Genomic DNA, 26,405 nt, shown 5'->3' with positions numbered 1-26,405 from the left:
AGCATTTGCTAACCATCAGCCGCGCCGCCTGTCGGGATTGGCTGTTTAAGGGAAAATTGCCAATGTCCACCCGTCTTCGGATCCGACCTTTCACCGCGCTGGCCATTGCGCTGCCCGCACTGGCCCTTCCGGTCGCCGCGGCCGCCCAGAATTACAGCGACATGCCGCCGCTCGCCCCGATGAGCGTGGACGAAGTGCGCACGCTGCCGCTGGAGTACCGCACTGCCCCGGCCATGAGCGCGAATCCGACCACCCAGACCACGATCGGCGCTGACGGGGTTGAAACCATCACCCGCACCCGCCGGATTGACGGCCCGCCGCCGCTCCCCGCCACCCCGCAGGGTCATATGGGGCAAGGCTATACCCACACCCATGCCGCGCCGATGGCCTATGCCCCGGCCCCGCCCGTGTTCGAGCGTGACCAGTGGATCGATGAATGCCGCCGCCGCACCCGCGGGCGCAACAAGAACGACACCGGAACCATCATCGGCGGATTGCTCGGCGCGATCGCGGGCGGGTTTGGGGGCTATGAGATTGCCGGGGCCGGCGACCGGGTGCTTGGCACCGTGCTCGGGGTTGGAGGCGGCGGGTTGATCGGCGGTCTGATCGGCAGCCTGTTCAACAGCAACAAGCGCAAAAACTTCTATGATTGCGAGGCTGCGCTGGACAGCTACCTGTCGCAATATGGCGCGCCGGGCGCCCGGATCGCCGCGCGCGAGATTCCCTATGCCCCGTATCAGCAAGGCCCGGGCTATGGCTATGGCTATCCGGGCGGCTATAATTATGGCTATTCCTATGCCCCGCCGCCGCAGATGGTGATGGTGCCGGTGCGCGGCCAACAGCAGCAGCGGGTGGTGGTGCGCGAGACCGTGCGCGAGGAAACCTATACCGTCCCCGGTGCGCCGCCCGCGCGCCCCGCGCCGCGGCCTTCGCCCAAGATGATCAAGACCGGCCGTTAAGGCGCCCCAGCTCCTGCCTTGCCCCCGGCCTGGGGCTGGATGGCGGATAAGCAAAGGCCCCGGAAGCAGCCTCCAAAACGGAGCGCGACTTCCGAGGCCTTTGCTATCCGGTTACCCGGCGAAAGGGTTCAGAACTCACCCCCGGTAAGCCGCTGACACAACAGATCGAGCTGATCGAGCGTAGTGTAGCGGATCGTAATCGTCCCTTTGCGCGGATCAATCTCGGGCTTGATGCGCACGCCAAGCCCAAGAAATTCCTCAAGATGTTGCTGAACCGCCAGAATATCGGCGTTTTCGACGGTCTCGCCGCGGCTCTTGCCAGCGCCGCTGCCGGTGGCATCACCACCCTTGGCCAGCTTGCGGCTCAGCACCTCGATATCGCGCACCGAGAGGCCTTCCTTGACCGCAATTTCCGCCAGCTGCGCAGCATCGTCGCGCCCGACCAGAGCGCGGGCATGGCCGACGCTCAGCTTGCTCTGCTCAACCAGGTCGAGCACCATATCGGGCAGGGTCAGCAGCCGCTGCATGTTCGCAACATGGCTGCGCGACTTTTCGACCATCTTTGCGATATCGGCCTGAATCATGCCCTCGTCGTCCGAAAGCCGCTGATAGGCGCGCGCTTCCTCGACCGGGTTGAGATCCTCGCGCTGCAGGTTCTCAATCAGCGCGAGCGCCATCACTTCGCGATCGGTCAGGGTCCGCACCAGCGCCGGAATTTCGTGCAACCGCGCCTTCTGGGCCGCGCGCCAGCGGCGCTCACCCGCGACCAGCTGATACCCCTGACCCTGGGGATGCGGGCGGACAATGATCGGCTGGATCACCCCGCGCGTGGCAATCGAGGCCGCCAATTCCTCCAGCGCCGCTTCATCGAAATATTGGCGCGGGTTGCCCGGCAGCGGCTTGATCGTGGCCAGCGCAAGCATCCGCAGCACTGGACCGCCCGATGCAGGCGCATCTTCAGGCTCATCACGCCGAGCGAGCGGTTCCTCGCGCCGGGTTTCCCCCAACAGCGCGCCCAGACCCTTGCCAAGCCGCCGCGGTTTTTCCGCCGCCATGCGAGAAGGAGCACCCAAATCAATCGGTTGCGTTGTATCGTCGGTCATGCCGCCTGCCTTTCTGCGGGAAAGCGCCCGATCAATTCGCGCGCCAGTGCCATATAGGCGCGGCTGCCGGCGCAGTGCTGATCATAGATCAACGCGGGCAAGCCATGGCTCGGCGCTTCGGACAGGCGCACGTTGCGCGGGATCACCGTGTCGAACACCAGCTTGCCGAGGCAATCACGCACGTCATCCGAAACCTGATCGGTCAAACGGTTGCGCCGGTCGAACATCGTCAGCGCCACCCCGATAATACCGAGCTGCGGATTGAAGCGCTGCTGCACCTGATCGACGGTCTGCAGCAGCTGGCTCAGCCCCTCGAGCGCGAAAAATTCGCATTGCAGCGGCACCAGCAGCGTATCGGCGGCGCACAGCGCATTCAGCGTCAGCAGGCCGAGCGAAGGCGGGCAGTCGATAAAGGCTATATCATGGCCCGTGTGGTTTTCCAGCGCGCGGCGCAGCCTTGCGGTGCGCTCCTCAACCGAAACCAGCTCAACCTCAGCGCCGGACAGATCGACCGTCGCCGGAACGATATCCAACCGTGGGATGCTGGTGGGCACGATGGCACTTTCCAGCGCAACCTCATCAACCAGCAGATCATAACTGGACACTTCGCGCGCCGACGAATGCACCCCAAGCCCGGTCGAGGCATTGCCCTGCGGATCAAGGTCGATCAGCAGCGTGCGCCACCCGGTCGCGGCCATGGCCGTGGCGATGTTGATCGCAGTGGTGGTCTTGCCCACGCCGCCCTTCTGATTGGCAATCGCGATGGTGAGCATGGCGTAACCCGTCCTTCCCGCAGCCGGATTCCGGTTGAATCCAAAGCGCCTTTTCGTGTCAGGCCTTCACGATGATCCCGGCCTCGGGATCGGTCAAGGAATGTTTCACGTGAAACATTGCCCGAATCGCAGGCTTCACTGCTTCCAACTCTTGCGCCGCCGAACGTCCCTTGGGCAAGACATAGGCGGTCGCCCTTGTGGAGAAGGGTGCGGACAAGCTGAGGAGCTTTGGCAAGGGCGCAAAGGCGCGTGCCGAAATGGCCCGAGCCGGAAACGGTGTGACGCGCTCAAGCCGCTGGCCTTCGACGCGGCATTTGGTGAGTCCGAGCGCGGCAATCGCGGATTCGAGAAACACCGCCCGCCGCGCCCGCGATTCAACCAGAACCACCGGCATGTTCGGGCACAGCGCCGCAATCACCAGTCCCGGAAAGCCCGGCCCACTGCCAAGGTCAAGCCACGGTCCGACCGCATTAGGGCCCAATGTTTCACGTGAAACATTTTCGATAAGCTGCGCCGAATCGGCAATGTGGCGCTGCCAGATGTGGGGTTCGGTGGCTTTGGCGATCAGGTTCTGGCGCTGGTTCTCCGCCAGCACCAGCGCAGCAAAGGCCTCGATCCGCGCCATCCCAGTTTCGTCGGTCAGCCCGGCAACATAAGCGCGGGCTTCGGCTTCGGTGGTAATCACGCCGCGCCCTGCCCGCTAACCAGGCGGCGCGCATGGACCAGCAACGCCGAGAGCGCCGCGGGCGTCACCCCGGGCACCCGGCCCGCCGCCGCCAGCGACGCCGGTGCAGCTGTGGTCAGGCGTTCGACCATCTCGTGGGAGAGGCCCGGCACCTGCGCGAAAGGGAAATCCGCCGCGAGCGGCAGCGCCTCACTCGCACGCAGATCGCGCAGTTCGGCATCCTGCCGCGCAAGATAGGGCGCATAGGCCGCATCCTCGGCCATTTCCTCGGCCAGCAGCGGGTCGAGCGCCGTCGCCTCTCCCAACCACGGGGTCAGCGTCTCGGGCGTTACCCCATCATAACGGAGCCATTCCGCCAGCGCCTTCTCCCCATGATCGCGCCGCACCGGCAAGCCCGCATCGGCGAGTTCGCGGGCGTGGACCTTCTGCGAATGTTTCACGTGAAACATTTCGCGCAGATCCTCGCGCCGCTCCCACCAAGCCCGACGCTCCTCGCCGATGCAACCTGCCGCAATGCCCAGCCCGGTCAGGCGCGTTGCGGCATTATTGGCACGGAGCCGCAACCGATATTCCGCGCGGGCGGTCAGCATGCGGTAGGGTTCCGAAACGCCCTGCAAGGTCAGATCATCGACCATCACCGCAATATAGGCATTGGCCCGGTCGAGCACCGGCGCTGCTTTGCCGAGCGCAGCAGCGGCCGCTTCGAGACCCGCAACAAGGCCCTGCGCAGCGGCTTCCTCGTAACCGGTGGTGCCGTTGATCTGCCCGGCGCAATAGAGGCCGGGGATCGCCCGCACCTGCAGATCGGGCGTCAGCGCGCGCGGATCGATGTGATCATATTCGACCGCATAGCCCGGCTGCACGATTTCCACCCGCGCACAGCCCGGCATGGTGCGCACCACTGTCTCCTGCACATCCACCGGCAGCGAAGTGCTGATGCCATTGGGATAGACCATATGGGTGTCGAGCCCCTCCGGCTCCAGAAACACCTGATGCCCCTCACGGTCGCCGAAACGGTGGATCTTGTCCTCGATCGAGGGGCAATAACGCGGGCCAGCGGCCCCGATGGCACCAGAGAATAACGGCGAGCGGTGGAGATTGGCACGAATCGCGTCATGCCCCGCCTGCGTAGTGCGGGTGATCGCGCAGAACACCTGCGGGTTGATCCGGCGCGGGGTGAGCGGGGACATGGTCCAGGCCTCACCATCGGAAGGCTGCTCCTCCAACGCGGCCCAATCAATGGTGCGCCCATCGATTCGCGGAGGCGTGCCGGTCTTGAGCCGCGCCATCGGCAGGTCGGCCCCGCGCAACTGCTGCGCCAGCCGCCTGGCCGCGTTCTCACCAATGCGCCCGCCTTCAAAGCGCTCCTCGCCCCGGAACAGCACCCCGCCGAGGAAGGTGCCGGTGCACAACACCACGCGCCGCGCGTCAAGGATCGTGCCGTCCGCGAGTTCCAGCCCTGCGACCCGCCCAGCTTCAAGCTTCAGTGCTGCCGCCTCGCCCTGCACCAGCGTCAAGTTCGTCTGCGCCCGCACAATTGCCTGCACCGCCGCCTTGAACCGCACCCGGTCAGCCTGCACGCGCGGGCCCCACACGGCGCTGCCCTTGGAACGGTTGAGCATCCGGTAGTGAATCGCGCCTGCATCCGCCGCGCGGCCAATCACGCCATCCAGCGCGTCGACCTCGCGCACCAGATGGCCCTTGCCCAAACCCCCGATCGCCGGATTGCAGCTCATCGCGCCAATCGCATCGAGGTCAAAACTGACCAGCGCCGTGCGCGCACCCATCCGCGCCGAAGCGCAGGCGGCTTCGACCCCGGCGTGACCGCCGCCGATGATGATGACATCAAAGGAATGCATAGGGCGGCAGATAGGACGCAGGATGCGGAAGGTCAAAGATGATTCAGTGCCGCCAATGTTTCACGTGAAACATTTTCAGCACCATCACTTCCCGATGCAGAAGCGCCCAAACAGCGTGTCGAGCATGTCTTCGGTCGTCGCCCGCCCGATCAACCGATCGAAAGCAAGCCGAGCGCGGCGCAGTTCCTCGGCAATGAGCAAGGGGTCGGAAAGCGCCTTCGCCGCTTCAAGCGCCGCCGCCGCCTCGCCAAGCCGTGCGTGCTGGCGGGCATTGAGCGCAGCTTCGCCCGGCTTGGGTAAGGCTGCGCGCGCCCTGTCTACCAGCGCCGTCTTGAGCGCAGACAGGCCCTCTCCCTTCATCGCCGAGACCGTAAAGCGCGCTGAGTCCTTGGGGGTGAAGCCGGGTCGGTCCGCCTGTGCGGCGATCTCCCACGCATCGTGAGGCCCAATACCCTCCGGCCCCAGCCACAGCACCAGATCAGCGCGCGCCAACGCGCCTTTCGCACGATCAATGCCGATAGCTTCAATCGCGTCGGCCACCGCCGCGTCACGCAGGCCCGCTGTGTCGACAAGAGTAAAGGGCACCCCGCCAATCGCCACGGTGCGTTCAATCACATCGCGGGTGGTCCCCGCAATCGGCGAGGTGATCGCCGCTTCGCTCTCCACCAGAGCGTTGAAAAGGGTTGATTTCCCGGCATTGGGCGGCCCGGCGATCACCACCCGGAACCCCTCTCCCAGCCGCTCTGACCGCGGGCGGGCGAGCCATGTCCGCAATTCTTCGGCGAGCGCGGCAATGTTCCACGTGAAACATTCCGGCAAGCCGCTCGCATCTTCCTCGTCGGAGAAATCGAGCACGCCTTCGACCTCGGCGGAGAGAACCAGCACCCGCTCGCGCCACGCCTCGACCTGCCGCGACAGCGCCCCGCCCGCATTGGCGAGCGCGGCGGCGCGGGCCAGTTCGGTTTCGGCCGAAAGAAGATCGGCCAAGCCTTCCGCCTCGGCGAGATCGATCCGGCCATTGGCAAAGGCGCGGCGGGTAAATTCGCCCGGCTCGGCAGGGCGGAGGCCCGGCAGTGCGGCCAGGGCCCCCTCCACCGCCGTAATCACGGCGCGGCCACCATGGCAGTGCATTTCCGCCAGGTCCTCACCAGTCGCTGTGTTCGGCCCCGGAAACCACAGCACCAACGCCTCATCCAGCAGCGCGCCGGCCCCATCGCGCAGGCGCGCCAGCGACGCGCGGCGCGCGGTCGGCATCCGCCCGGCCAGCGCCGCCAGTGCCGCGCCAGCCTGCGGGCCTGACACGCGGATCACGCCAATGGCGGATGGCACCGTGCCGCTGGACAGGGCGAAAATGGTTGGGTTGTCAGTCACGCCAGAAAATTCAGTCCGAGTCCTTTGGCCCTTCGTCGCGCTTCGATGCCGCTTTCATCCCGCCTTCAACAAAGCTCTGGAACAGCTTCAGCCCGACCTGCCCCATCGGCGCGAGCGCCGAGGCATATTCCTGCAATTGTTCAGGGTTCGAAACCCCGCGCATCGCCTTGGCAATGTTTTCGACATAGACGTTATTGGCCGCGCTGACATCGGGCAGACCCATGAAGCTGCGGGCTTCTTCGGGCGTGCATTCGATTTCGATGTTGATCTTCATGGGGTATCCTCCTGCCACCTAGTCCATTTGGGCTTGGCAAGCGGGCAAGGCAATAGATAGGACTCGCCCGACATCCCTTCCCCGAAAGCGAGAGAGACACCATGAGCCTGAATGAAACCATTCCCACCCTTGACGGTGACGCCAGCTTCCAAGCCTATGTCGCGCGGCCCGAAGGCAGGCCAAAAGGTGCGATCATCGTCATTCAGGAGATCTTCGGGGTGAACCCCGGCATCCGCCAGAAATGTGACAAGCTGGCCGCCGAAGGCTGGCTGGCGGTCGCACCCGATCTGTTCTGGCGTCTGGAACCGGGCGTGGAATTCGATCCCGATGTCGAAGCCGAGTTCCAGACCGCGCTCGATATGATGGGCAAGTTCAACCAGGACGCCGGAATCCGCGATATCGAAGCGACGATCCACCACATCCGCCGCACGCTGGGCGTCGCCAAAGTCGGCTGTGTCGGCTACTGCCTCGGCGGGCGGCTCGCCTATATGACCGCGGCACGCACCGATATCGACGCCAGCGTCGGCTATTACGGGGTCGGCATCGACGGGCTGCTGGGCGAAAAACACGCCATCGCCAATCCGCTGATGCTGCACATCCCCACCGCAGATGGCTTTGTCGGTCCTGAAACCCAGCAGGCGATGCACGAAGGGCTGGACGATCACCCGCGGGTGACGCTGCATGATTACGAAGGGCTGGACCACGGCTTCGCCACGGAAACCGGCAAGCGCCGCGATGATGCCGCCGCCACCCTCGCCGACAGCCGCACCGCCGCCTTTTTCGCCGAGCATCTGGGGTGAGCGCCGCCGCTCGGGAACACGAAGGCCTCGCCCGCTGGCACGCCTATATGGAGGGCGGGAGCGATCCGGCCCTCCTCTCCGACCTGCTGGCCGACGATGCCGTGTTCCATTCACCCGTGGTGCACACGCCGCAGGTCGGCAAGCCAGTGGTCATGGCCTATCTGGTCGCCGCTTCCCACGTGCTGGGGAATGACAGCTTCCGCTATATCCGCGAGCTGGTGGACGGCAACGAGATGATGCTTGAGTTCGTCACCGAGCTGGATGGCATCACCATCAACGGGGTCGATATCATCCGCCTCAATGATGGCGGAAAAATCAGCGATTTCAAGGTTATGGTGCGCCCATTGAAGGCGATCAACGCAGTCTGGGAGATGATGGGCGCGCAGTTGGAACGTGCGGCGCGATAGCCGCTATTGCTCTGCCGGCGGCGCAAGATCGTAATCTGCGCGCGCCTGCGCAGCCGCACCGGGATGCCTTAGCCTTCGAGCATCTGTGCCGCCACCATCGCTTCGACCCGTGACACGATGATGGCAATGGTGACCACGTGCGTGGAGCGTCAGACTAATTCAGCACCGCGAAATTGACGATCATCTTGCGCACTTCAGGGTCGAGTCCTTCGGGCAGATCGCTTTCGAGCATCTCACGCCGGCTGGCGATGCTTTCAGCAATCATCACCCGTTTCATGGCCCAATCGGGACAGGTGCGCGCGTGGATCCCGCGCCGATCGAGCACCGAAACCCCGCTGTGACGGGGATCGGCGGTGATCGTTTCCATCAGCGCGTTAACCTCGCCCTCCGCGCCTTCGAGCAGCTGGAGGAAATTGCGACCGTTGAACAGCAGCAGCCCTGTGATGCCGCGCGCCGGATTATTGCGCGCGCTGGTGGCGAGAATCGAATCGACCTCTTCGCGCAGCAATGTCGGCGCGGTGCTGATATAGAGATACTGGCTAAGCACTTGTCCCGACCCGTCCCTTGTCCGTCTGTCTGACGCCCACCCCCCGGCGCGCGCGATCCTACTGGTTCATCGTATCGAAGAAATCGTCGTTGGTTTTGGAATCCTTCATCTTGTCGAGCAGGAACTCCATCGCATCTACGGTGCCCATCTGCATCAGGATGCGGCGCAGCACCCACATCTTGGACAGGCGGTCCTTTTCGACCAGCAGTTCTTCCTTGCGGGTACCGGACTTGCCAACATCAAGCGCGGGGAAGATGCGCTTGTCGGCGACCTTGCGATCGAGCACGATTTCGCTGTTGCCGGTGCCCTTGAACTCTTCAAAGATCACTTCGTCCATGCGGCTGCCGGTGTCGATCAGCGCGGTGGCGATGATCGAAAGGCTGCCGCCTTCCTCGATATTGCGCGCCGCGCCAAAGAACCGCTTGGGCCGCTGCAACGCATTGGCATCGACACCGCCGGTCAGCACCTTGCCCGAAGACGGCACCACGGTGTTGTAGGCACGGCCCAGACGCGTGATCGAATCGAGCAGGATCACCACGTCATGCTTGTGTTCAACCAGACGCTTGGCCTTTTCGATCACCATTTCGGCGACCTGCACGTGGCGCTGCGCGGGTTCATCGAAGGTGGAGGAGACGACCTCACCCTTCACGCTGCGCTGCATGTCGGTGACTTCCTCGGGCCGTTCATCGACCAGAAGCACGATCAGGAACACCTCGGGGTGGTTGTCCGTGATCGCCTTGGCGATGTTCTGGAGCAGCACGGTCTTACCGGTGCGCGGCGGGGCGACAATCAGCGCGCGCTGGCCCTTGCCCTGCGGGGCGATGATGTCGATCACTCGCGCGCTTTTGTCCTTCACCGTCGGATCAAGGCTGTCGAGTGTCAGCTTCGAATCCGGGTAAAGCGGCGTCAGGTTATCGAAATTGGTGCGCAGACGCACCGCATCGGGATCGTCGAAATTGACCTTGGCGAGGCTGGTCAGCGCGAAATAACGCTCGCCATCGCGCGGCGCGCGGATCTCCCCCTCCACGGTATCGCCGGTGCGCAGGCCCCAGCGGCGGACCTGATTGGGCGAGATATAAATATCATCCGGCCCGGCAAGATAGTTGGCTTCGGGCGAGCGCAGGAAACCGAAACCATCCTGCAGCACCTCGATGGTGCCGATGCCCATGATCTTTTCTTCGTATTCCTCATCCTCGGCCAGTTCGCGCAGGATGCTGAACAGCAGATCCTGACGTCGCATGGTCGAGGCGCCTTCGACGCCCAGTTCTTCGGCCATCTGGACCAGTTCGGCCGGGGTCTTTCGCTTGAGGTCTTTCAAATGCATTGTGAATTTTTCCGAAAGCAAGGGTGGCCGGATGGTCAGTACCTCTTGGGAAAAGAGGCGCCCCGACGGATCATGCCTGCACTTGGACGATACAGGACGGACGGGGCTGGGCTTGGAGAAAGCAGACCTGCCGAAGCGAACAAACGCTCCGATTTACCGGATAGGTGAAACGCGAAATAGAAGCGCAATCGAGCGCGGTCAATCGCGGAAATATGCGAAGGGTGACGCCGCTGTCAGAACGGCTTGAGATAGACCAGCGCGACGATCAGCACCAGCAGCAGGCCCGGCACCTCGCCGATCAGCCGCAGGCGGGCTTCGGTCAAAGGACGTTCCCCACGGGCCATCTTCTTGGTCTGCCCGACCAGCCAGCCATGATAGCCGGTCAGCACCACCACCAGCGTCAGCTTGGCATGCAGCCAGCCCTGGCTGAAAAAGCCCATCGCGATCGCCATCGTCAACCCCAGCACCCACACGATGATCAGGCTGGGCGTCAGGATGATCTTGCGCAGCTTGTCCATCCGGGTGGCCCACTTGGCCTCGCCTTCGGAACCCGGCGCGTGATCAAGCATGTAAATGCACTGGCGCGGCAGCATGAACAGGCCTGCCAGCCAGAACACCATGAAGATCACGTGTCCGATCTTGAGGAAGGGGTAGATGGTGAGGAGGGTCGATTGCATGGCGCCTTAACCCCTGAGCGCCGCAAGCAGTTCCTCGACATGGGCAATCGGGGTGAATTGCCCGATCCCGTGACCAAGGTTGAAGACATGCGGGCGATCTTCGAAGGCCGCGATGATGGCGCGCACCCGCTGGGCGACCGCGGGGCCGCCCGCTTCGAGCAGCAGCGGATCGAAATTGCCTTGCACCGGCATGCCTTCGGGCAGGCTGGCATGCGCCCAGGCCGGATCGAGCGTCTCATCCAGCCCAACCGCGTCGACACCCGTTTCACGGGCATAGGCGGGCAGTTTCGCGCCCGCACCCTTGGGGAAACCGATCACCGGCGTATCGGGATGCGAAGCCTTGAGCTGCGCGGTGATCACGGCATTGGGGGCGACCACCCAGCGTTCAAACTGGTCAGGCGCGAGGCTCCCCGCCCAGCTGTCGAACAATTGCACCGCTTCGGCCCCTGCATCGATCTGGCCGCGCAGATAGGTGACGGAGACTTCGATGATCGCATCGATGATCGCCTGCATGTGCGCCGGATCGCGATAGGCCAGCAGCCGCGCCGGGCCCTGATCCTTCGACCCTTCGCCAGCGATCATGTAGGTCGCCACGGTCCACGGACTGCCCGCAAAGCCGAGCATCGTCACCTCAGGCCCGATCAGCGCGCGGGTGCGGCGCACGGTTTCATAGACCGGTTCGAACCGGTCGGGCGCGGGAGTGAAACTGGCAAGATCGGTTTCCAGCAGGGTGGGCGACAATTTCGGCCCCTCGCCCGCCATGAAGGCCAGCCCCTGCCCCATCGCATGCGGCACGATCAGGATATCGGAAAACAGGATCGCGCCGTCGAACGCGAAGCGCCGGATCGGCTGCACGGTGATTTCGGCCGCCGCTTCGCTATCGTAAACCAGTTCAAGGAAACCGCCCTTTTCGGCCCGAAGTTCTCGGTATTCAGGCAGATAGCGCCCAGCTTGGCGCATCAGCCACACGGGGGCAACGTCCTGACGGACACCTTTCAGCGTATCGAGCAATGGGCCGGGCATGGCGTTCCTTTAAACAAAACAATCTAACTTATAAAAGGATTGATGGAGTCTGTTGGCCCTGTGGATACCGGGAATTACCGGTTCCTGCCCGATTACCCCCAGCCTGCACAAGCCCAATCACCCCCATCGAATCCGCAAGGCTTCGACGTCAAGCGGGCTTTATCCCCACTCTTCCCAGCCTGTCGACAAGACTTCTCCCATGTGGGCAAATACCCCGAGGAAAAGCCCCGCAGCGGGCAGGAAAATTGCTCCCCTGCTTGTTCGCCATCCTCTCCCGTGGTTTATGCGCGGCTCTGTCCACAGCCCTAGCCGGAGCGGGAAAACCCCCGTCATGAATCGACTCAACCTGCATCTTGTCTCGGATTCAACCGGCGAGACGCTGGAAATGATCGCCAAGGCCGCGCTTGCGCAGTTCGACGATCCCGATGTCAGCCGCCATTTCTGGCCGATGGTGCGATCGCTCCAGCATCTTGACCGGATCGTGCCCGATCTCGCCGCGCATCCAGGGCTGGTGTTCCATACCCTGGTCAATCCCGAAACGCGCAAGCGGCTGGAGGAGCATTGCCGCCATCTGGGCCTGCCCGCGGTGCCGGTGCTCGATCAGGTGACCGCCGCGCTCGAGGCGCAGCTCGGGCAGGAGGCTCATGGCCGCCCCGGCCGCCAGCACATGATGGACGAGGATTACTTCAAGCGGGTCGAAGCGATCCAGTACACCATCGCCCATGATGACGGGATCGGGTACGAGGAATGGGAAGAGGCCGATATCGTCCTCGTCGGCGTATCGCGCTCGTCCAAGACCCCGACCAGCATCTACCTTGCCAATCGCGGGTTCAAGACCGCCAATATCCCGCTGGTGGTGGAAAGCCCGCCGCCGCCCGCCTTGTACGGGCTGCGCCATCCGCTGATCGTTGGCCTCACCACCTCGCCCGAACGGCTGGTGCAGATCCGCCGCAACCGGTTGCTGTCATTGAACGAGGCGACCGAGACCGCCTATGTCGACAATGACCGGGTCAAGGCCGAGCTGCAATTCGCGCGGCGGATGTTCGGTGATAATGGCTGGCCGGTGATCGATGTCACCCGCCGCTCGATCGAGGAAACTGCTGCTGCGATCATCCGGCTGGCGCAGGAGCGTGACCGCAAACCAGCAAGCGAAGGCGGGGTGGGCAAACCGATATGAGGTGGCCGATATGAGCCTAGAGACAGCACCGCGCTTGATCCTCGCCAGCAAATCCGCCTCGCGCCGGGCAATGCTCGATGCGGCGGGGGTGGCCTATGATGCGGTGCCTGCCGATATTGACGAGCGCGCGGTGGAGGCTGGGCTGACGGGTGCAGCCCCCGGCGCGGTGGCAGAAGCGCTGGCCGTCGCCAAGGCGGCGGCAGTCGCTGCGCTTCACCCCGGCGCACTGGTGCTGGGCTCGGATTCGCTGGTGGTTGCGGCCGGACAGCGCTTCGACAAGCCGCGCAGCCGCGATGAAGCGGGCGAGCACCTGCGCCTTTTCTCAGGCCGCGTGATGGAATTGCACAGCGCCGCCGCGCTGGTGCGCGCCGATGGTTCGGGGGCGGGCTGCGAATGGAGCCAGGCCAGCATCGCGCGGCTCCATGTGCGTGACCTGTCGGAAGATTTCATCACCGCCTATCTCGACCTCGAATGGCCCGCCATCGGTCACACCGTGGGCGCGTTCCGGATCGAGGGGCCGGGGGTGCAGCTGTTCGACAATATCGAAGGCGATCAGTTTACCGTGCTCGGGATGCCGCTGCTGCCGCTGCTGGGCGCGCTACGCGAGGCTGGAGTGCTGATCGCATGATTTACGCAGAGGTGATCGGCGATCCCATCGCCCAGTCGAAATCCCCTGCAATCCACAATTTCTGGCTCGAAAAGCTGGGGATCGATGCTGAATATCGCGCTTGCCATATTCGGCCCGAGGCGCTGGCCGATTACCTTGCAACCCGCCGCACCGACCCTGACTGGCGCGGATGCAATGTCACCATGCCGCACAAGCAGGCGGTGATGCCACTGCTGGGCAAGATCGCGCCGCCCGCTGATACAATCGGTGCGGTCAACACGATCCTCCCGACAGGGGGCGGCGCACTGGCCGGCACCAACACCGATGCGGCAGGCTTTCTCGAACCGCTGGCTGCCGACCTTGCGCAGACCCATTATTTCCGCATGGCGCGCATCATCGGCACCGGCGGCGCGGCGCGCGCGATCATCACTGCGCTGGCGGGCCAAGGCTTCACGCTGGTGGTGGCGGGCCGCGATCCGGGCAAGGCGCGGGCGCTGCTCAATGAACTGGCGCCCGCGGGCGATCATCACACCTGCCCCCTCGCCCATTTTGCCGATCCCACGGATTTCGCCTTCGACGACCGCGAAGGCTGCCTTGACCTCATCGTCAATGCCTCCAGCCTCGGGATGCAGGGCCAGCCGCTGCTCGCCTTCGACTGGAGTCATGCGCCGCCCGGCAGCATTGCCTATGACATCGTCACCGCCCCGCCCGACACACCCTTCCTGCATGGCGCGCGGGATGCCGGACATCGCACCATCGATGGGCTTGCGATGCTGATCGGGCAGGCGGCGGTCGCCTTCGAAAAATTCTTCGGCCAGCCCGCCCCGCGCGCGCATGATGCCCAATTGCGGGAGCTCCTGACGCGATGACACGACCCAAAATCATCGGCCTCACCGGTTCCATTGGCATGGGCAAGTCGACCGTTGCGCAGATGTTTGCCGACGCCGGCATCCCGGTGTTCGACGCGGATGCTGAGGTTCGGGCGATGCAGGAGGCAGGCGGCGCGCTTGTCCCCGCGATCGAGGCCGCCTTTCCCGGATCGACCGGGCCTGAGGGTGTCGACCGCGACCGGCTCGGCCAGCAGGTCTTTGCCGACAAGGCCGCGCTGGCCCGATTGGAAGCCATCGTCCACCCGGCGGTGGGCGCGAGGCGCGCAGCCTTCCTCGCCGGGCACCATGACAAGCGCGCGGTGGTGTTCGACATCCCGCTGCTGTTCGAACGCGGCGGGCATGAAGCGGTGGATGTCATCGTCGTCGTCTCCGCCCCCGAGGATGTGCAGCGCGCCCGCGTGCTCGCCCGTCCGGGGATGACGGAGCAGAAGTTCGAACATATCTGCGGCCTTCAGCTCCACGATTCGGAAAAACGCGCCCGCGCCGACCATGTGATCGACACCGGCACCTCGCTTGAAGAAACCCGCGCTGAGGTCGTCGCGCTGATTGCTTCACTTTGATGCAAGGCGGCTCTTGCCAGCGGCATGGCTTGGGCAGATAGTGCGGCCAATGCGTGAGATTATCTTCGACACCGAAACCACCGGACTCGATCCCAGGACCGGTGATCGCATGGTGGAAATCGGCTGCATCGAAATGGTCGGCCGGGTCGAAACGGGCCGCACCTTCCACGCCTATTTCAACCCCGACCGCGACATGCCGATCGAGGCGGAGCGGGTGCACGGCCTGTCTGCCGCCTTCCTTGCCACCAAGCCGCGCTTTGCCGAGCTGGCGGATGAACTGCTCGAATTTCTCGGCGATGATCCGCTGGTGGCGCACAACGCCGGGTTCGATTTCGGCTTCCTCAATGGCGAGCTTGAACGCGCCGGCCGCGTTGCGATCAGCCTTGATCGCATGGTCGACACGGTTGCGCTCGCCCGCAGGAAACATCCCGGCGCAAAGAATTCGCTTGATGCGCTGTGCACCCGCTACGGGATTGATCGTTCGCACCGGGTCAAGCACGGCGCGCTGCTTGATGCCGAATTGCTGGCGCAGGTCTATGTCGAACTGACCGGCGGGCGGCAGATCGGGCTGGGGCTGGTCGAGGCGGAGAGCGTCACCTTGGTGGAGACCACCATTTCCGCTGGTGCCGCGCCTGCGCCGACGCGTCCGGTGCGCTCGCCCCGCCCCCACGCCGCCTTGCCCGAGGAGCTGGAGCGGCATCGCAGCTTCATCGCGGGGATCGATAACGCCATCTGGACGCGCTGACGAATCGGCGCGCACCACGCATCACGGGTTCCTCATCACCCAACGGAGGGCAATGACATGGATATTCGGGTTTCAGGCCATCAGATGGACACGGGCAGCGCGTTGCAGGAACACGCCGCCGACCGGCTTGGCGCGGTGGTCGAGAAATATTTCGACAAGGCGCTGTCCAGCCACGTCACCTTCGGCAAGGCACCCGGCGGGGCGTTTACCTGCGACATCATCACCCATGTCATGCAGGGGCTGATGCTCAAGGCGCAGGGACAGGCGCAGGATGCGCATTTCGCGCTCGATGATGCGGTTGCCAAGATCAACAAGCAGCTGCGCCGTTACAAGCGCCGGTTGACCGATCACCACCAGCAGGCCGACCATTCCCGCGCCGAGGAAGAAGCCGCCTACACCATCTTCGCGGTCGAAGTGGATGACGAGGAGGAATTGGCCGCCGATGCCCCTTTGGTGATTGCCGAGACCCGGGTCGACATCCCCACCGCCAGCGTGGCGGATGCGGTGATGATGATGGATCTCAGGAACACCACCGCGCTGTTCTTCAAAAATGCTGGTACCGACAGGCATAATATGGTTTACCGGCGTGCCGATGGCTCGATCGGGTGGGTTGAGCCGAAATAGGGTTCGGGCCGGTTATTGGGGGCATTTTGACCGCCCGGCGCAAGACTCAGGCGGCAGCAGCAGGAGGGCACACCGCCCCGGTCGGCAGGAACCCTCGTGACCCTGTCAGGCCGGACTTGCACTGCTTGCAGGCATACTCATTCGGGATTCGCAAAAAATGGATGTAAATCTGGCCCTTTCCCCGCAGGCGATCCAGTTTGACCGGATCGACAGCAAAGCGGGGGTGCTGGCGGCCATCGCGCAATTGCTGGCGGATGCCTATGATCTCGACCGGGAAGAACTGCTGGAAAACCTCGAAGCGCGCGAAGCGCTGGGCAGCACCGGTTTCGGTCGCGGGGTGGCGATTCCGCATTGCCGCAGCAAGAATGTGCGGCGCCCTTCGCTGGCGCTGATCCGGCTTGATCAGCCGCTTGAATTCGCGGCTGCCGATGCCCGGCCTGTCACGCTGGTGTGCGGGCTCGTTTCGCCCGAGAACGCCGGAGCGACCCATTTGCATGCGCTCGCCGCGATCTCGCGCCTGACCCGTGACGAAGCTAAGCTGCAGATGCTGGCTGATGCGCCCGATGCCGAGGCGGTCTATGCGCTGCTCACCCACCAGTTTGAACGTGATGCCGCCTGACGCACCTGCCCCAAGATCATGAGTACGACCGAACATGCCGCCCTCGCTTCGGCCTCCGCCACTGGGGCCGAGGGCCATTACCGCGCACTGGAGCGCCTTTATGCCTCCGCGCCGGTCAACGCCAAGTTTGCTTCGCACCTGCACATTCCGGCTGAAGGCCTTTCACGCCTGAGCTTCACCATCACGCCCGATGATTACCACGCAGCAGGCGCGGCCCACGGGACGATCTATTTCAAGATGCTCGACGATGCGGCCTTCTATGCGGCCAACACGCTGGCGACTGATCGCTTTCTGCTTACCACCAGTTTCAACCTGCATTTCACCAAGCCGGTGCGCGCCGGCACCGTCACAGCCGAGGGGCGTTGGGTCAGCGGGCGGCGGCGGGTGTTTGTCGCCGAAGCGCGGCTGGTGGATGCAGAGGGCGAGGAAATCGGGCGTGGCACCGGCACCTTCATGCGCTCGCGCATCGCGCTGTCCAGCCTGCCGGGCTATACGGCCGAGCCGTGAGCGACCGCATCCCTGCGCATCTGGAAGCGGGTGCGATCCTGCGCCTTGCCGAATCGCAAGGCGGGTTCGGCACGGTTCTGGCCAAGGGCGAGCGCGATGCGGGGACGGTGCTCGTGGTAACCACCTATCGCGGGGAAGCATCAACGCTTTATGAAAGGATGCCCGCGCTTGACGGTTCACGTTCTTTTGTTGCTACAAAAAACGAAGACCCTGAAAATAGACAGGAATTTTCCGAATATCTGACGCGGCGGCGGCGTCAGGACCCGGATATCTGGCTGATTGAGGTGGATATCGCCAATGCGGAACGGTTCATCGCGCAAATTGCGTGATTAACTTGACGCCGGAGCGCGCATGGCTATTTGGCGCGTCAACTTCCTGGCGCAGGCTGGCGCGGCAACAATTCGGTTGTCCGATCAGCACGCAGACGGGGAGCGGCCGGCAGGCTTTTTTGAACCCCTAACATTCACGTGAAATTTCACACAGGGTTTCCGCCTGCGTCGGAGCGCGCTCACCGCCCGAATAGTAGAGTCCATGAGTCGCAAGACTTTTTCCCTTGTCGCACTGGCCGCACTGGCCGCCGCGACCGTCACTGTTCCCGGCGTCGATGGCGTTGCGGCTCTGGCCCCGGATGCAGATGCATCGGCCAATGACCAGTTTTCCCTTTCCGGTGCGGCCGATCCGGCCCCGGCAACGGAACTGGTTCCTGAACCAACCGTGTTCATTTCCGAAGAAGTGGTGCAGCCGCTTCCCCCAGCGCCCGCAGCGCCGGTTCTGACCGAGGCCGGATCGCTTGGCGAACTGGTGGGCATGATCGATGCCGATGCCGCCTTGCTCAGCGATGACATGCGCTGCCTTGCCGGCGCGGTCTATTTCGAGGCGCGCGGCGAGCCGCTGGCGGGCCAGCTGGCGGTGGCGCAAGTGATCATCAACCGCAGCGAGGATAATCGCTTCCCGGCGAGCTATTGCGGCGTCGTGCGCCAGAAGGGGCAGTTTTCCTTCATGCGCGGCACCCGGATGCCGCAGGTTCGCACCGGATCAGCCGCCTGGGGTCGCGCCGTGGCGATCGCGCAGATTGCGCATCAGGGCATGTGGCAATCCGAAGCGGGCGATGCAGTGTTCTTCCACGCCAGATATGTCCGCCCCGGCTGGAGCCAGCGCAAGACCAAGCTTGCGCAGATCGACACGCATATCTTTTATAGGTGATCCTCGCGGCTGCTGTGGGGGCAAGCCCCCACGCCGCTGCGGGCGCCCGTGCAGGTGTGCTTCGCACGTCTGCGCCTTCGGCTTCGACTCCGGGCTTGCGGCGCTTCGCGCTGATCAGAGACAGCCAACGGGAGTAGCGCCGGAAGGGAAACCGCCCTCAAGTAGCGCAGCGGTAGGGCGACAAGGACCCGGCGAGGATCACGCCTTCAGGCGCACCCAGACAGGCGCATGGTCGCTGGCCTTTTCGCGCCCGCGATGAGCCTTGTCGACGCCGACGCTTTCCAGCCGGTCGGCGCATTCGGGTGACAGCAGGATGTGATCGATCCGGAAGCCGTGGTCGCGCTGCCATGCGCCGGCCTGATAATCCCAATATGTCCACACGCCCCCGCGCGGATTGTGGGTGCGCAGGGCGTCAGTCCATCCGTCATTGAGGAAACGCGCATAGGCATCGCGCGATTCGGGCTGCATCAGCGCGTCGTCCTGCATCGCCTTGACCGACCAGGTGTCATCATCTTCGGGGATGACATTGAAATCGCCGAGCACCACGGCGGGGACCTCTTCGGCCCAGATTTGCGCCATGCGCGCGCGCAAGGCCTCCATCCATGCCAGCTTGTAGGTGAATTTCGGCCCCGGCTGGGGGTTGCCGTTGGGCAGGTAGAGACAGGCGATGCGCACCCCGTTCACTTCCGCTTCGAGATAGCGCGCCTGCTCGCCCTCACCGTCCTTCGGCCCGTCGACGCCGAGCCCGCGCTGCACTTCGGTGATGGTGTAACCGGCCTGACTATCGACGAGGATGGCGACCCCGTTGAAGGCTTTCTGCCCGTGCCAGATCGCGCTGTAGCCGAGTTCCTCGATCTCGCCAGCGGGGAAGCCTTCATCCTGCGACTTGATTTCCTGCAGGCAGGCGACTGCGGGCCGCGTTTCGGCAAGCCATTCCTTGAGCCGCGGCAAGCGCGCCTTGATGCCGTTGATGTTGAAGGTGGCGATTTTCATGCGCGCCCTGATGCCCCAAAGCGGCGCGCGGGTCTAATTCAAATCCCGAAGCTTGACCCGCAGCCGCAACCGGCGGCCGCTTGCGGGTTTTCGACCTTGAACGCCGCGCCGCCGAGCGATTCGACGAAATCGACCACGCTGCCCGCGATCAGATCGAGGCTCATCGGATCGACCACCAGCTTCACCCCGTCGGTCTCGCTCACCATGTCGTCACCCTCTGGCGCGTCGGCGAGGTCGAACTTGTACTGAAACCCCGAACAGCCGCCCCCTTCGACCGCAAGGCGCAAAATCGCCGGGCGCGCCTGCTTTTCGGCAATCAGCGCGATCCGTTGTGCGGCGGACGGGGTGAGCGTGAGGGTCTGGGTTGTCATGATTGCAATTTAGGGTGCCCGGCGGCCAAGCTCAAGCCTTCAGACCGCCTGAATGTAATTGCGCAGCGCTTCGGCCTCGTGCTGCACTTCGTCGATCTTGTGTTTCACCAGATCGCCGATCGAGATGAAGGCGACCAGCTTGCCGTCCTCGACCACCGGAAAGTGGCGGAACCGGCGGCGGGTCATCATCGCCAGCGCATCGTCGATCGAGGTCGATGGTTCGACCGTTACCGCAGGCGAGGTCATGATCTGTTCGACCGTCAGATCAAGGCAGTCGCGCCCATGATCGGCAAGACGGTAGATCACGTCACGTTCCGACACGATCCCCGCCACCCGGCCATCACGCAGCACCGGTAGGGCGCCGATGCGCTTGCTCGCAAGGATGCCGACGGCCTCGGCCACCGGGGTCGAAACGTCGCAGGCGATAATGTTAGACCCTGCGCGGTGGGCGATGATGTTGGCAATGTTCATGGCCGACTCCTCTCTCCGGGGGGAAAGTGCCATGTCTGTGGTGAAAAAGCGAATCCGTGGCTGGCGGCGCTTGCATGGCGCGAACCGGGGCTTGCATCCTTTGCGCGTTGCAATGCGCCGGTGTGCGGGCCATGTCGGGCCGATGACGCGCAAATCCCCGCTCGATGATCCTGTGAACGCGGCCCATGCCTGGGCGCGCTATCGCCAGATCATGAAATTGCTGCTGGCGGTCACCACACTGGTGGTGGCGGTGGCGATGGGGCTGTTGTTTGCCTATAACGGTATGATTTCGGTGCATTTCTACATCGCGGTGGCCTTGGGAATCAGCCTCACCATGCTGCTTGGCGGCGGATTGATGGGGCTTGCCTTCCTGTCCAACGGGACGGGTCATGACGAATCGGTCGATAATCGCCTGCCCGGGCGCGACGAATTCTGGCTGCCCAAGGATGATTAGGCGGGCGGGCGGAGCCTGAAGTCTTCCACCGGGACGCCGCCGACCAGATGTTCCTCGATGATGCGGTCGAGCACGTCGGGCGAGCACGAGTGATACCACACGCCGTCCGGCCACACGACCGCGACCGGCCCCGCCGCGCAGATCTGCAGGCAATCGGCCTTGCTGCGCTGGATGCCGCCCCCCGCACCGCGGTTGCTGTCATCCCCGCGTTGCGGCCCGACCAGTCCGCGTTCCTTGAGCCGGGTCTTGAGGAATTTCCACGCTTCCTCCCCGTCCTCGCGCGAACAGCATTTCTGCTTGTCGGAAACCGAACACAGCATGATGTGACGGGTGATCTGCGTGCCCTTGGCCGGATCGCCGTAATGCTTGGCAAGCGAGGTCTGGGCCGAAAGCAGTTCCTTGCGGCTCATTCGCTCGTCTCCGGCTTTTCCTGCTTCAGCCAGCGGTCCAGCCATGCGAACACGGTGTTATGCCATTGCAGCGAGTTCTTCGGACCCAGCACCCAGTGGTTTTCATCCGGGAAGACCAGCAATTGCGACGGGATGCCGCGTTCCTGCAAGGCGGTGAAGCTTTGCAGGCCTTGCGTATAGGGCACGCGGAAATCGCGCTCCCCGGCGACCACCAGCATCGGGGTTTTCCATTGATCGACATGATTGGCCGGGTTCCAGCGTTCATAAGTCTCGCGCGCCTCGGAGTAGGAGCCGCCGAAATCCCAGCGCGGAAACCACAATTCTTCCGTGGAATAGTAAAAACTGCGCATGTCGAACAAGCCATCATGCTGGATCAGGCAATCGAACCGGTCAGCCCATTGCCCGGCGATCCAGTTGACCATGTAACCGCCATAGCTCGCGCCCATCGCGCAGGCCCGTGAGCCATCGATCTGCTGATCCGCAGCCAGCGCGGCGGTGAGGCCTTTCTGCAAATCTTCCAGCGGCTTGCCGCCCCAGTCGCTGCGAATCGCATCGGTAAAGGCCTGCCCGTATCCGGTGCTGCCGTGGAAATCGACCGAGATCACCGCGTAGCCCTGGCTGGCGACAACGCGCGGGTTCCAGCGGCTCGACCAGCCATCATTGAAGCTGCCCTGCGGCCCGCCGTGGATATAGAGGATCGCCGGGATCGGCCCGGTCTGATCGGCCAGCCGGGTGATCTGGCCCCACACCGTGTCGCCGTTCGCTCCGGCAAAGCTGAAGCGACGGGTGACAATGCTGGCCATGGTTCCCATGCGGGTGGTCGCGACATCGGTCAGCGGGCGGCCCTGCTGGCCTGCGTCGGCGAGATAGAGCTCAGAAGGCGCGCCCAGCGAATCGCGGGTGAACAGCAGCCGCCCCCCCGGCAACGCGGCGAGATTGGCAATATGCGCCTCGTTCCCAGCCATCAGATCGAGCCGGGCCACTGCGCCGCTCACCGGATCGATGCGGAAGGCGGGGGTATCAAGCACTTCCTGCGCGGTCGCGATCAGGCTTTTGCCGTCTGCTTCCCACGTCAGGCTGCCGAAGCTGAGATCGGTATCGGCGGTCAGGTTGCGCGCCTTTCCGGTGGCGAGGTCGAGCAGCCGCACCGACAGGCGATCAGCCTCGTAGGTTGGCCGGTCCATCGCCAGCCATGCAAGATAGCGCCCGTTGGGCGAAGGCGTCGGCGCGGTGTCGGTTGCTGCGTTGCCTGCGGTCAGCAGGATCGGCGCAGCGCCCGAAAGGTCGGAGACGTAGATGTCGAAATTGGTCGAGGCCGGTTCCGCGCCGTCGGCTTTGCGGGCGACGAAATAGAGATGTTCGCCATCGGGCGCCCAGGCGATATCCTCACCCCCGCCGAACGGCATGGTCGGGGTGTCGCCGGTGAGGCCGTTGGCCGGATCGGTGCCGTCAACCGGCACGCCGTCGCCCACCGCCATGCCGTTTTCCAGCCCGAACACGAAAACGCGGCTATAGGTACCGGGCGTTTCCCACTGATCCCAATGGCGATAGAACCCGCCAGCGCCATCATAAAGCCGTCCGGTGCCCGGCCCCGGCAGGTGCGCCGCAGTGGCCTCGGGACACGCGAATCGCGGGCATTCGCGCGGCACTTCGCCCCATAGTGCGATGGCATCGCCGGTCGGCGCCAGTTTGAACCCGGCGATGTCGGTGCCGGGCGTGTCGGCGACCAGTTCGGGCGCGCCGATCCGCCCCGCATCGTCGATGCTGATCCGCCACACGCGGCTGCGCGCTTCGGCGTTCGCTTCCGGATGTTCGCTGCTGAGGAAATAAAGCCGCCCGCCCGGCCCAAAGGCGAGCGACGAGGCCTTCATTCCCAGATCGAGCGCCACCGGCCCTGCGCCCGGTTGCGTCAGATCGAGCAGGTAATGGGCGGTGCTGCGCGTGAGGCTTTCCGGATCGGTGGTGGTGACCCCATAGACCGCCAGCGTGCCAGCGGGGTTGACCATTGGCGCACCCAGTCGCGGCATGGTGACAAGGTCACGCGCGCTCATCGGCGGGGCGGACAGGCCGGGGATGCTCACGCTTTGGGCGGGCGCTGTCCCGGCCGCATCCTGCGCGGCCAAGGGAGCGGCAAAAAGGGCGGCGGCGAGCATGATCGGAATCAGGGCGCCGGAAACTGCAAGATTACGCATGGCCGCAAGGATTAGCCTGCGTGGCGGCGCGGCGCCAGCCTTCAGACTTTCCAGCCTTCAGACTTTCTTGCCGACGATCCGGGCGATTTCCGCCTGCACCAGTTTTTCGACCATGGCGGGCAGATGGGCTTCGAGCCACTGGGCCAGCATCGGGCGTAGCAATTCGCGCGTCAGGCCTTCCAGTGAGGTTTCGCCCGAGCGCACGATCTGCGGCCTGGCCCCCGGTTCTGCCAGCATCGCCAGCGCGGCGAGGTTTTCCTGCATGGCACTGCGCACAGTATCCGCGATCAGCGGGCTTTCGTCCGGGTTACCGCGCGCGTTTTCAATCGGTAGCGCGGATGATTCGTCATCCGGGGCGAATTCCATGTTGGCCAGATCGAGCACTTCTTCCGCGTCGCGCACCTGATGCTGGCGCGGGCGCTCGGCAGTTTCATGGGGCGGGGCTTCGGCGTCGGCCTGATCGGCGGCCTGTTCACGAAGGCGCCGTGCCTCAAGCGCGCCCGCGCGGTTATCGCGCGCGATCACTTTCTTGATCGATTCGAGGATTTCCTCGACCGAAGCTTCGCCCTCTTGCCCCATCTCATGTCCTCGTGCTGCTGCCTGCCTGTCCCGAATCGGGAATCACATTTCGCGGGGCAGAAGTTGCGGTCCGATTGTTGCGTCAGGGGCTGGAATGTCAACGGTTCTGGTCGATTTCGCTTCGGCCTTGGGATCGCGGTCCCAGTCCCACATCTTGGCGCTGACCCGCTGGGCGTTGATCGTCGGATCGTAGAGCACGCCTTCGATATCGAGATTGAGATCGCGCGCCTCGGCCTTGCCCATCAAAGCCAGCAGATTGAACCCGGCGACATAGGCGTTGCGCCGCGCGGTGACGAGCTGCGCGCGGGCGCTGACCAGTTCCTGTTCGGCATTGAGCACTTCGATGATCGTGCGGTTGCCGATGGAATTTTCCGCGCGCACCCCTTCAAGGCTGAGTTCGGCGGCTTCGACGGCGGCCTGCGCGCTCTTGATGACGCCATTGGCAGCCTGCCAGTTCGACCAGGTCGAACGGGTTTCGGCGATGATCTGGCGTTCCGAGGCGATCACGTCTTCGAGCGCGGCCGATTCGCGCGCTCCGGCCTGACGCTGGCGGGCAGCGGGCAAGCCGCCCTGAAACAGCGGCACTGTGACACGCACGCCGGCATTGGCTGTCACTTCGCGCTGCACGAGGCCGGGGAAATTGCTGGCCAGCGTGCCGAAGAAATCGCTGTACTGGCCGTTGACGAACAGGCCGACGGTGGGCAGCCGCCCGGCGCCCGCAACCTTGGTGTCGAAACCCGCAGCCTCGGCGCGCAGCTTGGCGGCTTCGAGGTTGGGGTTGTTTTCCAGCGCGCTGACGATGGCATCGCCCATCGTATCCGGCAGGCCGGGCAGCGGCGGCGGCGGGGCGAGTTCGCCCGGCGCCTGCCCGACCAGGCGGATATAGGTTTCACGCGCAGCGATCAGGTTGGCCTCGGCCTGTTGCAGATCGCCCTCTGCCACCGCGAGACGCGAGCGCGACTGGGCGACGTCGGTGATGGTGACATCGCCGATCTGGAAGCGGTCGCTGGTCGCCTCGAGATTGGTGCGCAGCACCGCGACATTGTTCGCCGCCAGCGCGGCCAGCGCCTCGGTGCGCAGCACGTCCATATAGGCGGCGACAACCTGCGCGAAGATGGTGCTTTCGGTGTTGCGCAGATCGGCCTGCCCGGCCTCGACCCGGTCCTTGGCTGCGGCGATCCCGTTGCGCACCGCGCCGCCCGAATAGACCGGCACCAGCAGCGCGGTCGTCACCCCGAGGTTGCGTTCCGGCGGGGCGAAAGCGTTGGCCGACTGGCGGATGAACTCGATATGGGTCGCAGTGACATCAAGCGAAGGCAGGCCCGGCGCGCGCTGGATCGGCACGCCTTCGTCGGTGGCGCGCTGGTTGGCGCGCGCAGCTTCGAGCGTCGGGTTTGAACCATAGGCCTCCACCAGGGCTTCACGCAGGTTGTCGGCCTGAGCGGGCGCAGCGATTGCGCTGATTGCCAGCAGGCTTGCCGAACCGGCCAGCTGAAGCAGGGCTGGAATGCGTGTCACGCGAAGGACCAGCCCTTGCGCGCGGCAAAGGCGTGCAGCACCGGAATGCCAAGATCCTCGAACGGTTGCAGCGCCACGCGCCCGCCGATCTTGCGCCCGGCGGCGAGCCGGGTCACCTGCCGCAGGAGCAGGCCCGAGACGATCCGGCCATCTTCGGCGAGGTGGGCGGTGAGTGCTTCGGGCAGTCGTTCGATCGCACCGTCGACCACGATCAGACTAAAGGGCGCTGCGGGCACGAGTTTGCCCGTCGCGGCATCATCTGCGCTGGCGGTTTCCAGCGCGGCGACCAGCGGACGCAGCAATTCGGCAAGGTAGCCGGTGCCGCCTTCGACCACCAGAACACGGTCAGTGGGGGCGGGCGCGGCTTCCAGCAGCAGCTTGCCGTAGAACAGCGGAGAGGCAAGGTGCCCCCCCGCATGACCCGGGCCGCCCAGCACAACCATACGGTCGATATAGGCCTGCGAGGCCTTGTCGGCAGGCAGGAAATTTTCGCGCGGGACGGCCAGCATCCGCGCCAGCACATATTCCTCGTTCACGCCGCTGGTGCGCAACTGGCTGTCGATCATGGCCCGTCGGGCGATTGCCGTGTCCGGGGCCGTATCGGGGGAGATTTGGGTGTCACGGTTCATGGTAATGTCGGTCATTCTTGCTCCGCGAACTGTATTATATCAGTAACACAGTTC

32 protein-coding genes are annotated in these 26,405 nt (G+C 64.4%); 14 read left to right on the top strand and 18 right to left on the bottom strand.

Annotation, left to right across the window (positions count from 1 at the left end; all coding sequences use genetic code 11):
- Nucleotides 1–62 precede the first annotated feature (62 nt).
- On the top strand, nucleotides 63–959 hold the full coding sequence (locus BUA05_RS11940; RefSeq protein ID WP_072675239.1) for a hypothetical protein: 897 nt from the start codon (nucleotides 63–65) through the stop codon (nucleotides 957–959).
- A 128-nt stretch (nucleotides 960–1,087) separates the two neighbouring features.
- On the opposite strand, the gene BUA05_RS11935 is transcribed toward BUA05_RS11940, so the two are convergent.
- The 6 genes from BUA05_RS11935 to BUA05_RS11910 all read right to left on the bottom strand — a co-directional run bounded on the left by BUA05_RS11935 (nucleotide 1,088) and on the right by BUA05_RS11910 (nucleotide 7,024).
- Entirely contained in the window at nucleotides 1,088–2,062 is a 975-nt protein-coding gene (locus tag BUA05_RS11935) for a ParB/RepB/Spo0J family partition protein (protein WP_084662646.1), read from the bottom strand.
- On the bottom strand, nucleotides 2,059–2,835 hold the full coding sequence (locus BUA05_RS11930) for a ParA family protein (RefSeq protein WP_072675237.1): 777 nt from the start codon (nucleotides 2,833–2,835) through the stop codon (nucleotides 2,059–2,061). Before BUA05_RS11930 ends, BUA05_RS11935 begins: the two co-directional genes overlap by 4 nt.
- A 58-nt stretch (nucleotides 2,836–2,893) precedes the next feature.
- Nucleotides 2,894–3,520, bottom strand: a complete 627-nt coding sequence (gene rsmG / locus BUA05_RS11925) for a 16S rRNA (guanine(527)-N(7))-methyltransferase RsmG (protein ID WP_072675236.1) — start codon at nucleotides 3,518–3,520, stop codon at nucleotides 2,894–2,896.
- Nucleotides 3,517–5,379, bottom strand: a complete 1,863-nt coding sequence (gene mnmG / locus BUA05_RS11920; RefSeq protein ID WP_072675235.1) for a tRNA uridine-5-carboxymethylaminomethyl(34) synthesis enzyme MnmG — start codon at nucleotides 5,377–5,379, stop codon at nucleotides 3,517–3,519. Before mnmG ends, rsmG begins: the two co-directional genes overlap by 4 nt.
- An 84-nt stretch (nucleotides 5,380–5,463) precedes the next feature.
- Nucleotides 5,464–6,750, bottom strand: coding sequence for a tRNA uridine-5-carboxymethylaminomethyl(34) synthesis GTPase MnmE (gene mnmE, locus BUA05_RS11915; protein WP_072675234.1), 1,287 nt, complete (start codon nucleotides 6,748–6,750; stop codon nucleotides 5,464–5,466).
- Between the two features lie 10 nt (nucleotides 6,751–6,760).
- Nucleotides 6,761–7,024 (bottom strand): DUF6489 family protein, encoded by a 264-nt coding sequence (locus BUA05_RS11910; protein WP_178139182.1) that lies wholly within the window; start codon nucleotides 7,022–7,024, stop codon nucleotides 6,761–6,763.
- A gap of 101 nt (nucleotides 7,025–7,125) precedes the next feature.
- On the opposite strand from BUA05_RS11910, the gene BUA05_RS11905 reads away from it, so the two are divergent.
- Together BUA05_RS11905 and BUA05_RS11900 are read left to right on the top strand one after the other, a co-directional pair.
- A complete protein-coding gene (locus tag BUA05_RS11905) occupies nucleotides 7,126–7,824 on the top strand; it encodes a dienelactone hydrolase family protein (protein WP_072675233.1) in 699 nt (232 codons plus the stop codon).
- 47 nt (nucleotides 7,825–7,871) lie between these two features.
- The gene (locus BUA05_RS11900; RefSeq protein ID WP_072675283.1) at nucleotides 7,872–8,231 is read left to right on the top strand and encodes a nuclear transport factor 2 family protein; all 360 of its coding nucleotides are present in this window, start codon (nucleotides 7,872–7,874) and stop codon (nucleotides 8,229–8,231) included.
- 154 nt (nucleotides 8,232–8,385) lie between these two features.
- On the opposite strand, the gene BUA05_RS11895 is transcribed toward BUA05_RS11900, so the two are convergent.
- The 4 genes from BUA05_RS11895 to hemE form a co-directional block, all read right to left on the bottom strand.
- Complete coding sequence (locus tag BUA05_RS11895) at nucleotides 8,386–8,778, bottom strand: BLUF domain-containing protein (protein WP_072675232.1); 393 nt, start codon at nucleotides 8,776–8,778, stop codon at nucleotides 8,386–8,388.
- Between the two features lie 58 nt (nucleotides 8,779–8,836).
- Complete coding sequence (gene rho / locus BUA05_RS11890; protein ID WP_072675231.1) at nucleotides 8,837–10,102, bottom strand: transcription termination factor Rho; 1,266 nt, start codon at nucleotides 10,100–10,102, stop codon at nucleotides 8,837–8,839.
- 233 nt (nucleotides 10,103–10,335) lie between these two features.
- Nucleotides 10,336–10,779 (bottom strand): CopD family protein, encoded by a 444-nt coding sequence (locus BUA05_RS11885; RefSeq protein ID WP_072675230.1) that lies wholly within the window; start codon nucleotides 10,777–10,779, stop codon nucleotides 10,336–10,338.
- A 6-nt stretch (nucleotides 10,780–10,785) separates the two neighbouring features.
- Entirely contained in the window at nucleotides 10,786–11,802 is a 1,017-nt protein-coding gene (gene hemE / locus BUA05_RS11880; RefSeq protein ID WP_072675229.1) for a uroporphyrinogen decarboxylase, read from the bottom strand.
- Between the two features lie 331 nt (nucleotides 11,803–12,133).
- Between hemE and BUA05_RS11875 the strand changes: the two genes are divergently transcribed.
- The 10 genes from BUA05_RS11875 to BUA05_RS11830 all read left to right on the top strand — a co-directional run bounded on the left by BUA05_RS11875 (nucleotide 12,134) and on the right by BUA05_RS11830 (nucleotide 18,734).
- Nucleotides 12,134–12,979 (top strand): pyruvate, water dikinase regulatory protein, encoded by an 846-nt coding sequence (locus tag BUA05_RS11875; protein ID WP_072675228.1) that lies wholly within the window; start codon nucleotides 12,134–12,136, stop codon nucleotides 12,977–12,979.
- A gap of 10 nt (nucleotides 12,980–12,989) precedes the next feature.
- Complete coding sequence (locus BUA05_RS11870) at nucleotides 12,990–13,607, top strand: Maf family protein (protein ID WP_072675282.1); 618 nt, start codon at nucleotides 12,990–12,992, stop codon at nucleotides 13,605–13,607.
- Entirely contained in the window at nucleotides 13,604–14,455 is an 852-nt protein-coding gene (locus BUA05_RS11865) for a shikimate dehydrogenase family protein (protein WP_072675227.1), read from the top strand. The genes BUA05_RS11870 and BUA05_RS11865 overlap by 4 nt, the downstream gene beginning before the upstream one ends.
- On the top strand, nucleotides 14,452–15,036 hold the full coding sequence (coaE, locus tag BUA05_RS11860) for a dephospho-CoA kinase (RefSeq protein ID WP_072675226.1): 585 nt from the start codon (nucleotides 14,452–14,454) through the stop codon (nucleotides 15,034–15,036). Before BUA05_RS11865 ends, coaE begins: the two co-directional genes overlap by 4 nt.
- A 49-nt stretch (nucleotides 15,037–15,085) precedes the next feature.
- Nucleotides 15,086–15,781 carry a DNA polymerase III subunit epsilon gene (gene dnaQ / locus BUA05_RS11855; RefSeq protein ID WP_072675225.1) on the top strand — a complete coding sequence of 232 codons (696 nt, stop codon included), beginning with the start codon at nucleotides 15,086–15,088 and terminating at the stop codon, nucleotides 15,779–15,781.
- A 57-nt stretch (nucleotides 15,782–15,838) separates the two neighbouring features.
- On the top strand, nucleotides 15,839–16,405 hold the full coding sequence (hpf, locus tag BUA05_RS11850) for a ribosome hibernation-promoting factor, HPF/YfiA family (RefSeq protein WP_072675224.1): 567 nt from the start codon (nucleotides 15,839–15,841) through the stop codon (nucleotides 16,403–16,405).
- 157 nt (nucleotides 16,406–16,562) lie between these two features.
- Nucleotides 16,563–17,024 carry a PTS sugar transporter subunit IIA gene (locus BUA05_RS11845; protein ID WP_072675223.1) on the top strand — a complete coding sequence of 154 codons (462 nt, stop codon included), beginning with the start codon at nucleotides 16,563–16,565 and terminating at the stop codon, nucleotides 17,022–17,024.
- Between the two features lie 18 nt (nucleotides 17,025–17,042).
- Nucleotides 17,043–17,531, top strand: coding sequence for a PaaI family thioesterase (locus tag BUA05_RS11840; RefSeq protein ID WP_072675222.1), 489 nt, complete (start codon nucleotides 17,043–17,045; stop codon nucleotides 17,529–17,531).
- Nucleotides 17,528–17,860, top strand: a complete 333-nt coding sequence (locus BUA05_RS11835; protein ID WP_072675221.1) for a DUF1491 family protein — start codon at nucleotides 17,528–17,530, stop codon at nucleotides 17,858–17,860. Before BUA05_RS11840 ends, BUA05_RS11835 begins: the two co-directional genes overlap by 4 nt.
- 202 nt (nucleotides 17,861–18,062) lie before the next feature.
- Nucleotides 18,063–18,734 carry a cell wall hydrolase gene (locus tag BUA05_RS11830; protein ID WP_072675220.1) on the top strand — a complete coding sequence of 224 codons (672 nt, stop codon included), beginning with the start codon at nucleotides 18,063–18,065 and terminating at the stop codon, nucleotides 18,732–18,734.
- Nucleotides 18,735–18,932: 198 nt separating this feature from the next.
- On the opposite strand, the gene xth is transcribed toward BUA05_RS11830, so the two are convergent.
- From xth to BUA05_RS11815, 3 genes are read right to left on the bottom strand one after another with little or no spacing between them, the layout of a single operon-like run.
- Entirely contained in the window at nucleotides 18,933–19,727 is a 795-nt protein-coding gene (xth, locus tag BUA05_RS11825) for an exodeoxyribonuclease III (protein ID WP_072675219.1), read from the bottom strand.
- 38 nt (nucleotides 19,728–19,765) lie between these two features.
- Entirely contained in the window at nucleotides 19,766–20,098 is a 333-nt protein-coding gene (gene erpA, locus BUA05_RS11820; protein WP_072675218.1) for an iron-sulfur cluster insertion protein ErpA, read from the bottom strand.
- Between the two features lie 39 nt (nucleotides 20,099–20,137).
- Nucleotides 20,138–20,569, bottom strand: coding sequence for a CBS domain-containing protein (locus BUA05_RS11815; protein ID WP_072675217.1), 432 nt, complete (start codon nucleotides 20,567–20,569; stop codon nucleotides 20,138–20,140).
- A 142-nt stretch (nucleotides 20,570–20,711) separates the two neighbouring features.
- On the opposite strand from BUA05_RS11815, the gene BUA05_RS11810 reads away from it, so the two are divergent.
- Nucleotides 20,712–21,023 carry a hypothetical protein gene (locus BUA05_RS11810; protein WP_072675281.1) on the top strand — a complete coding sequence of 104 codons (312 nt, stop codon included), beginning with the start codon at nucleotides 20,712–20,714 and terminating at the stop codon, nucleotides 21,021–21,023.
- Here BUA05_RS11810 and BUA05_RS11805 read toward each other — a convergent pair.
- The 5 genes from BUA05_RS11805 to BUA05_RS11785 are packed head-to-tail and all read right to left on the bottom strand — an operon-like array spanning nucleotide 21,020 to nucleotide 26,366.
- A complete protein-coding gene (locus BUA05_RS11805; protein ID WP_072675216.1) occupies nucleotides 21,020–21,433 on the bottom strand; it encodes a (2Fe-2S) ferredoxin domain-containing protein in 414 nt (137 codons plus the stop codon). The two genes, BUA05_RS11810 and BUA05_RS11805, sit on opposite strands and share 4 nt — an antisense overlap.
- Nucleotides 21,430–23,625, bottom strand: a complete 2,196-nt coding sequence (locus tag BUA05_RS11800; RefSeq protein ID WP_072675215.1) for a dipeptidyl-peptidase 5 — start codon at nucleotides 23,623–23,625, stop codon at nucleotides 21,430–21,432. Before BUA05_RS11800 ends, BUA05_RS11805 begins: the two co-directional genes overlap by 4 nt.
- A gap of 57 nt (nucleotides 23,626–23,682) precedes the next feature.
- Nucleotides 23,683–24,204, bottom strand: coding sequence for a DUF2497 domain-containing protein (locus tag BUA05_RS11795; RefSeq protein WP_072675214.1), 522 nt, complete (start codon nucleotides 24,202–24,204; stop codon nucleotides 23,683–23,685).
- A 42-nt stretch (nucleotides 24,205–24,246) separates the two neighbouring features.
- Nucleotides 24,247–25,722: a TolC family outer membrane protein gene (locus tag BUA05_RS11790; RefSeq protein ID WP_072675213.1), complete on the bottom strand. Its 1,476-nt coding sequence runs from the start codon at nucleotides 25,720–25,722 to the stop codon at nucleotides 24,247–24,249.
- Nucleotides 25,719–26,366 (bottom strand): protein-L-isoaspartate O-methyltransferase family protein, encoded by a 648-nt coding sequence (locus BUA05_RS11785; RefSeq protein ID WP_072675212.1) that lies wholly within the window; start codon nucleotides 26,364–26,366, stop codon nucleotides 25,719–25,721. Before BUA05_RS11785 ends, BUA05_RS11790 begins: the two co-directional genes overlap by 4 nt.
- Nucleotides 26,367–26,405: the final 39 nt, after the last annotated feature.

It is taken from the genome of Erythrobacter sanguineus (genome assembly GCF_900143235.1).
Classification (GTDB): domain Bacteria; phylum Pseudomonadota; class Alphaproteobacteria; order Sphingomonadales; family Sphingomonadaceae; genus Erythrobacter; species Erythrobacter sanguineus.
This window is presented reverse-complemented; position numbering and strand designations above follow the sequence as displayed.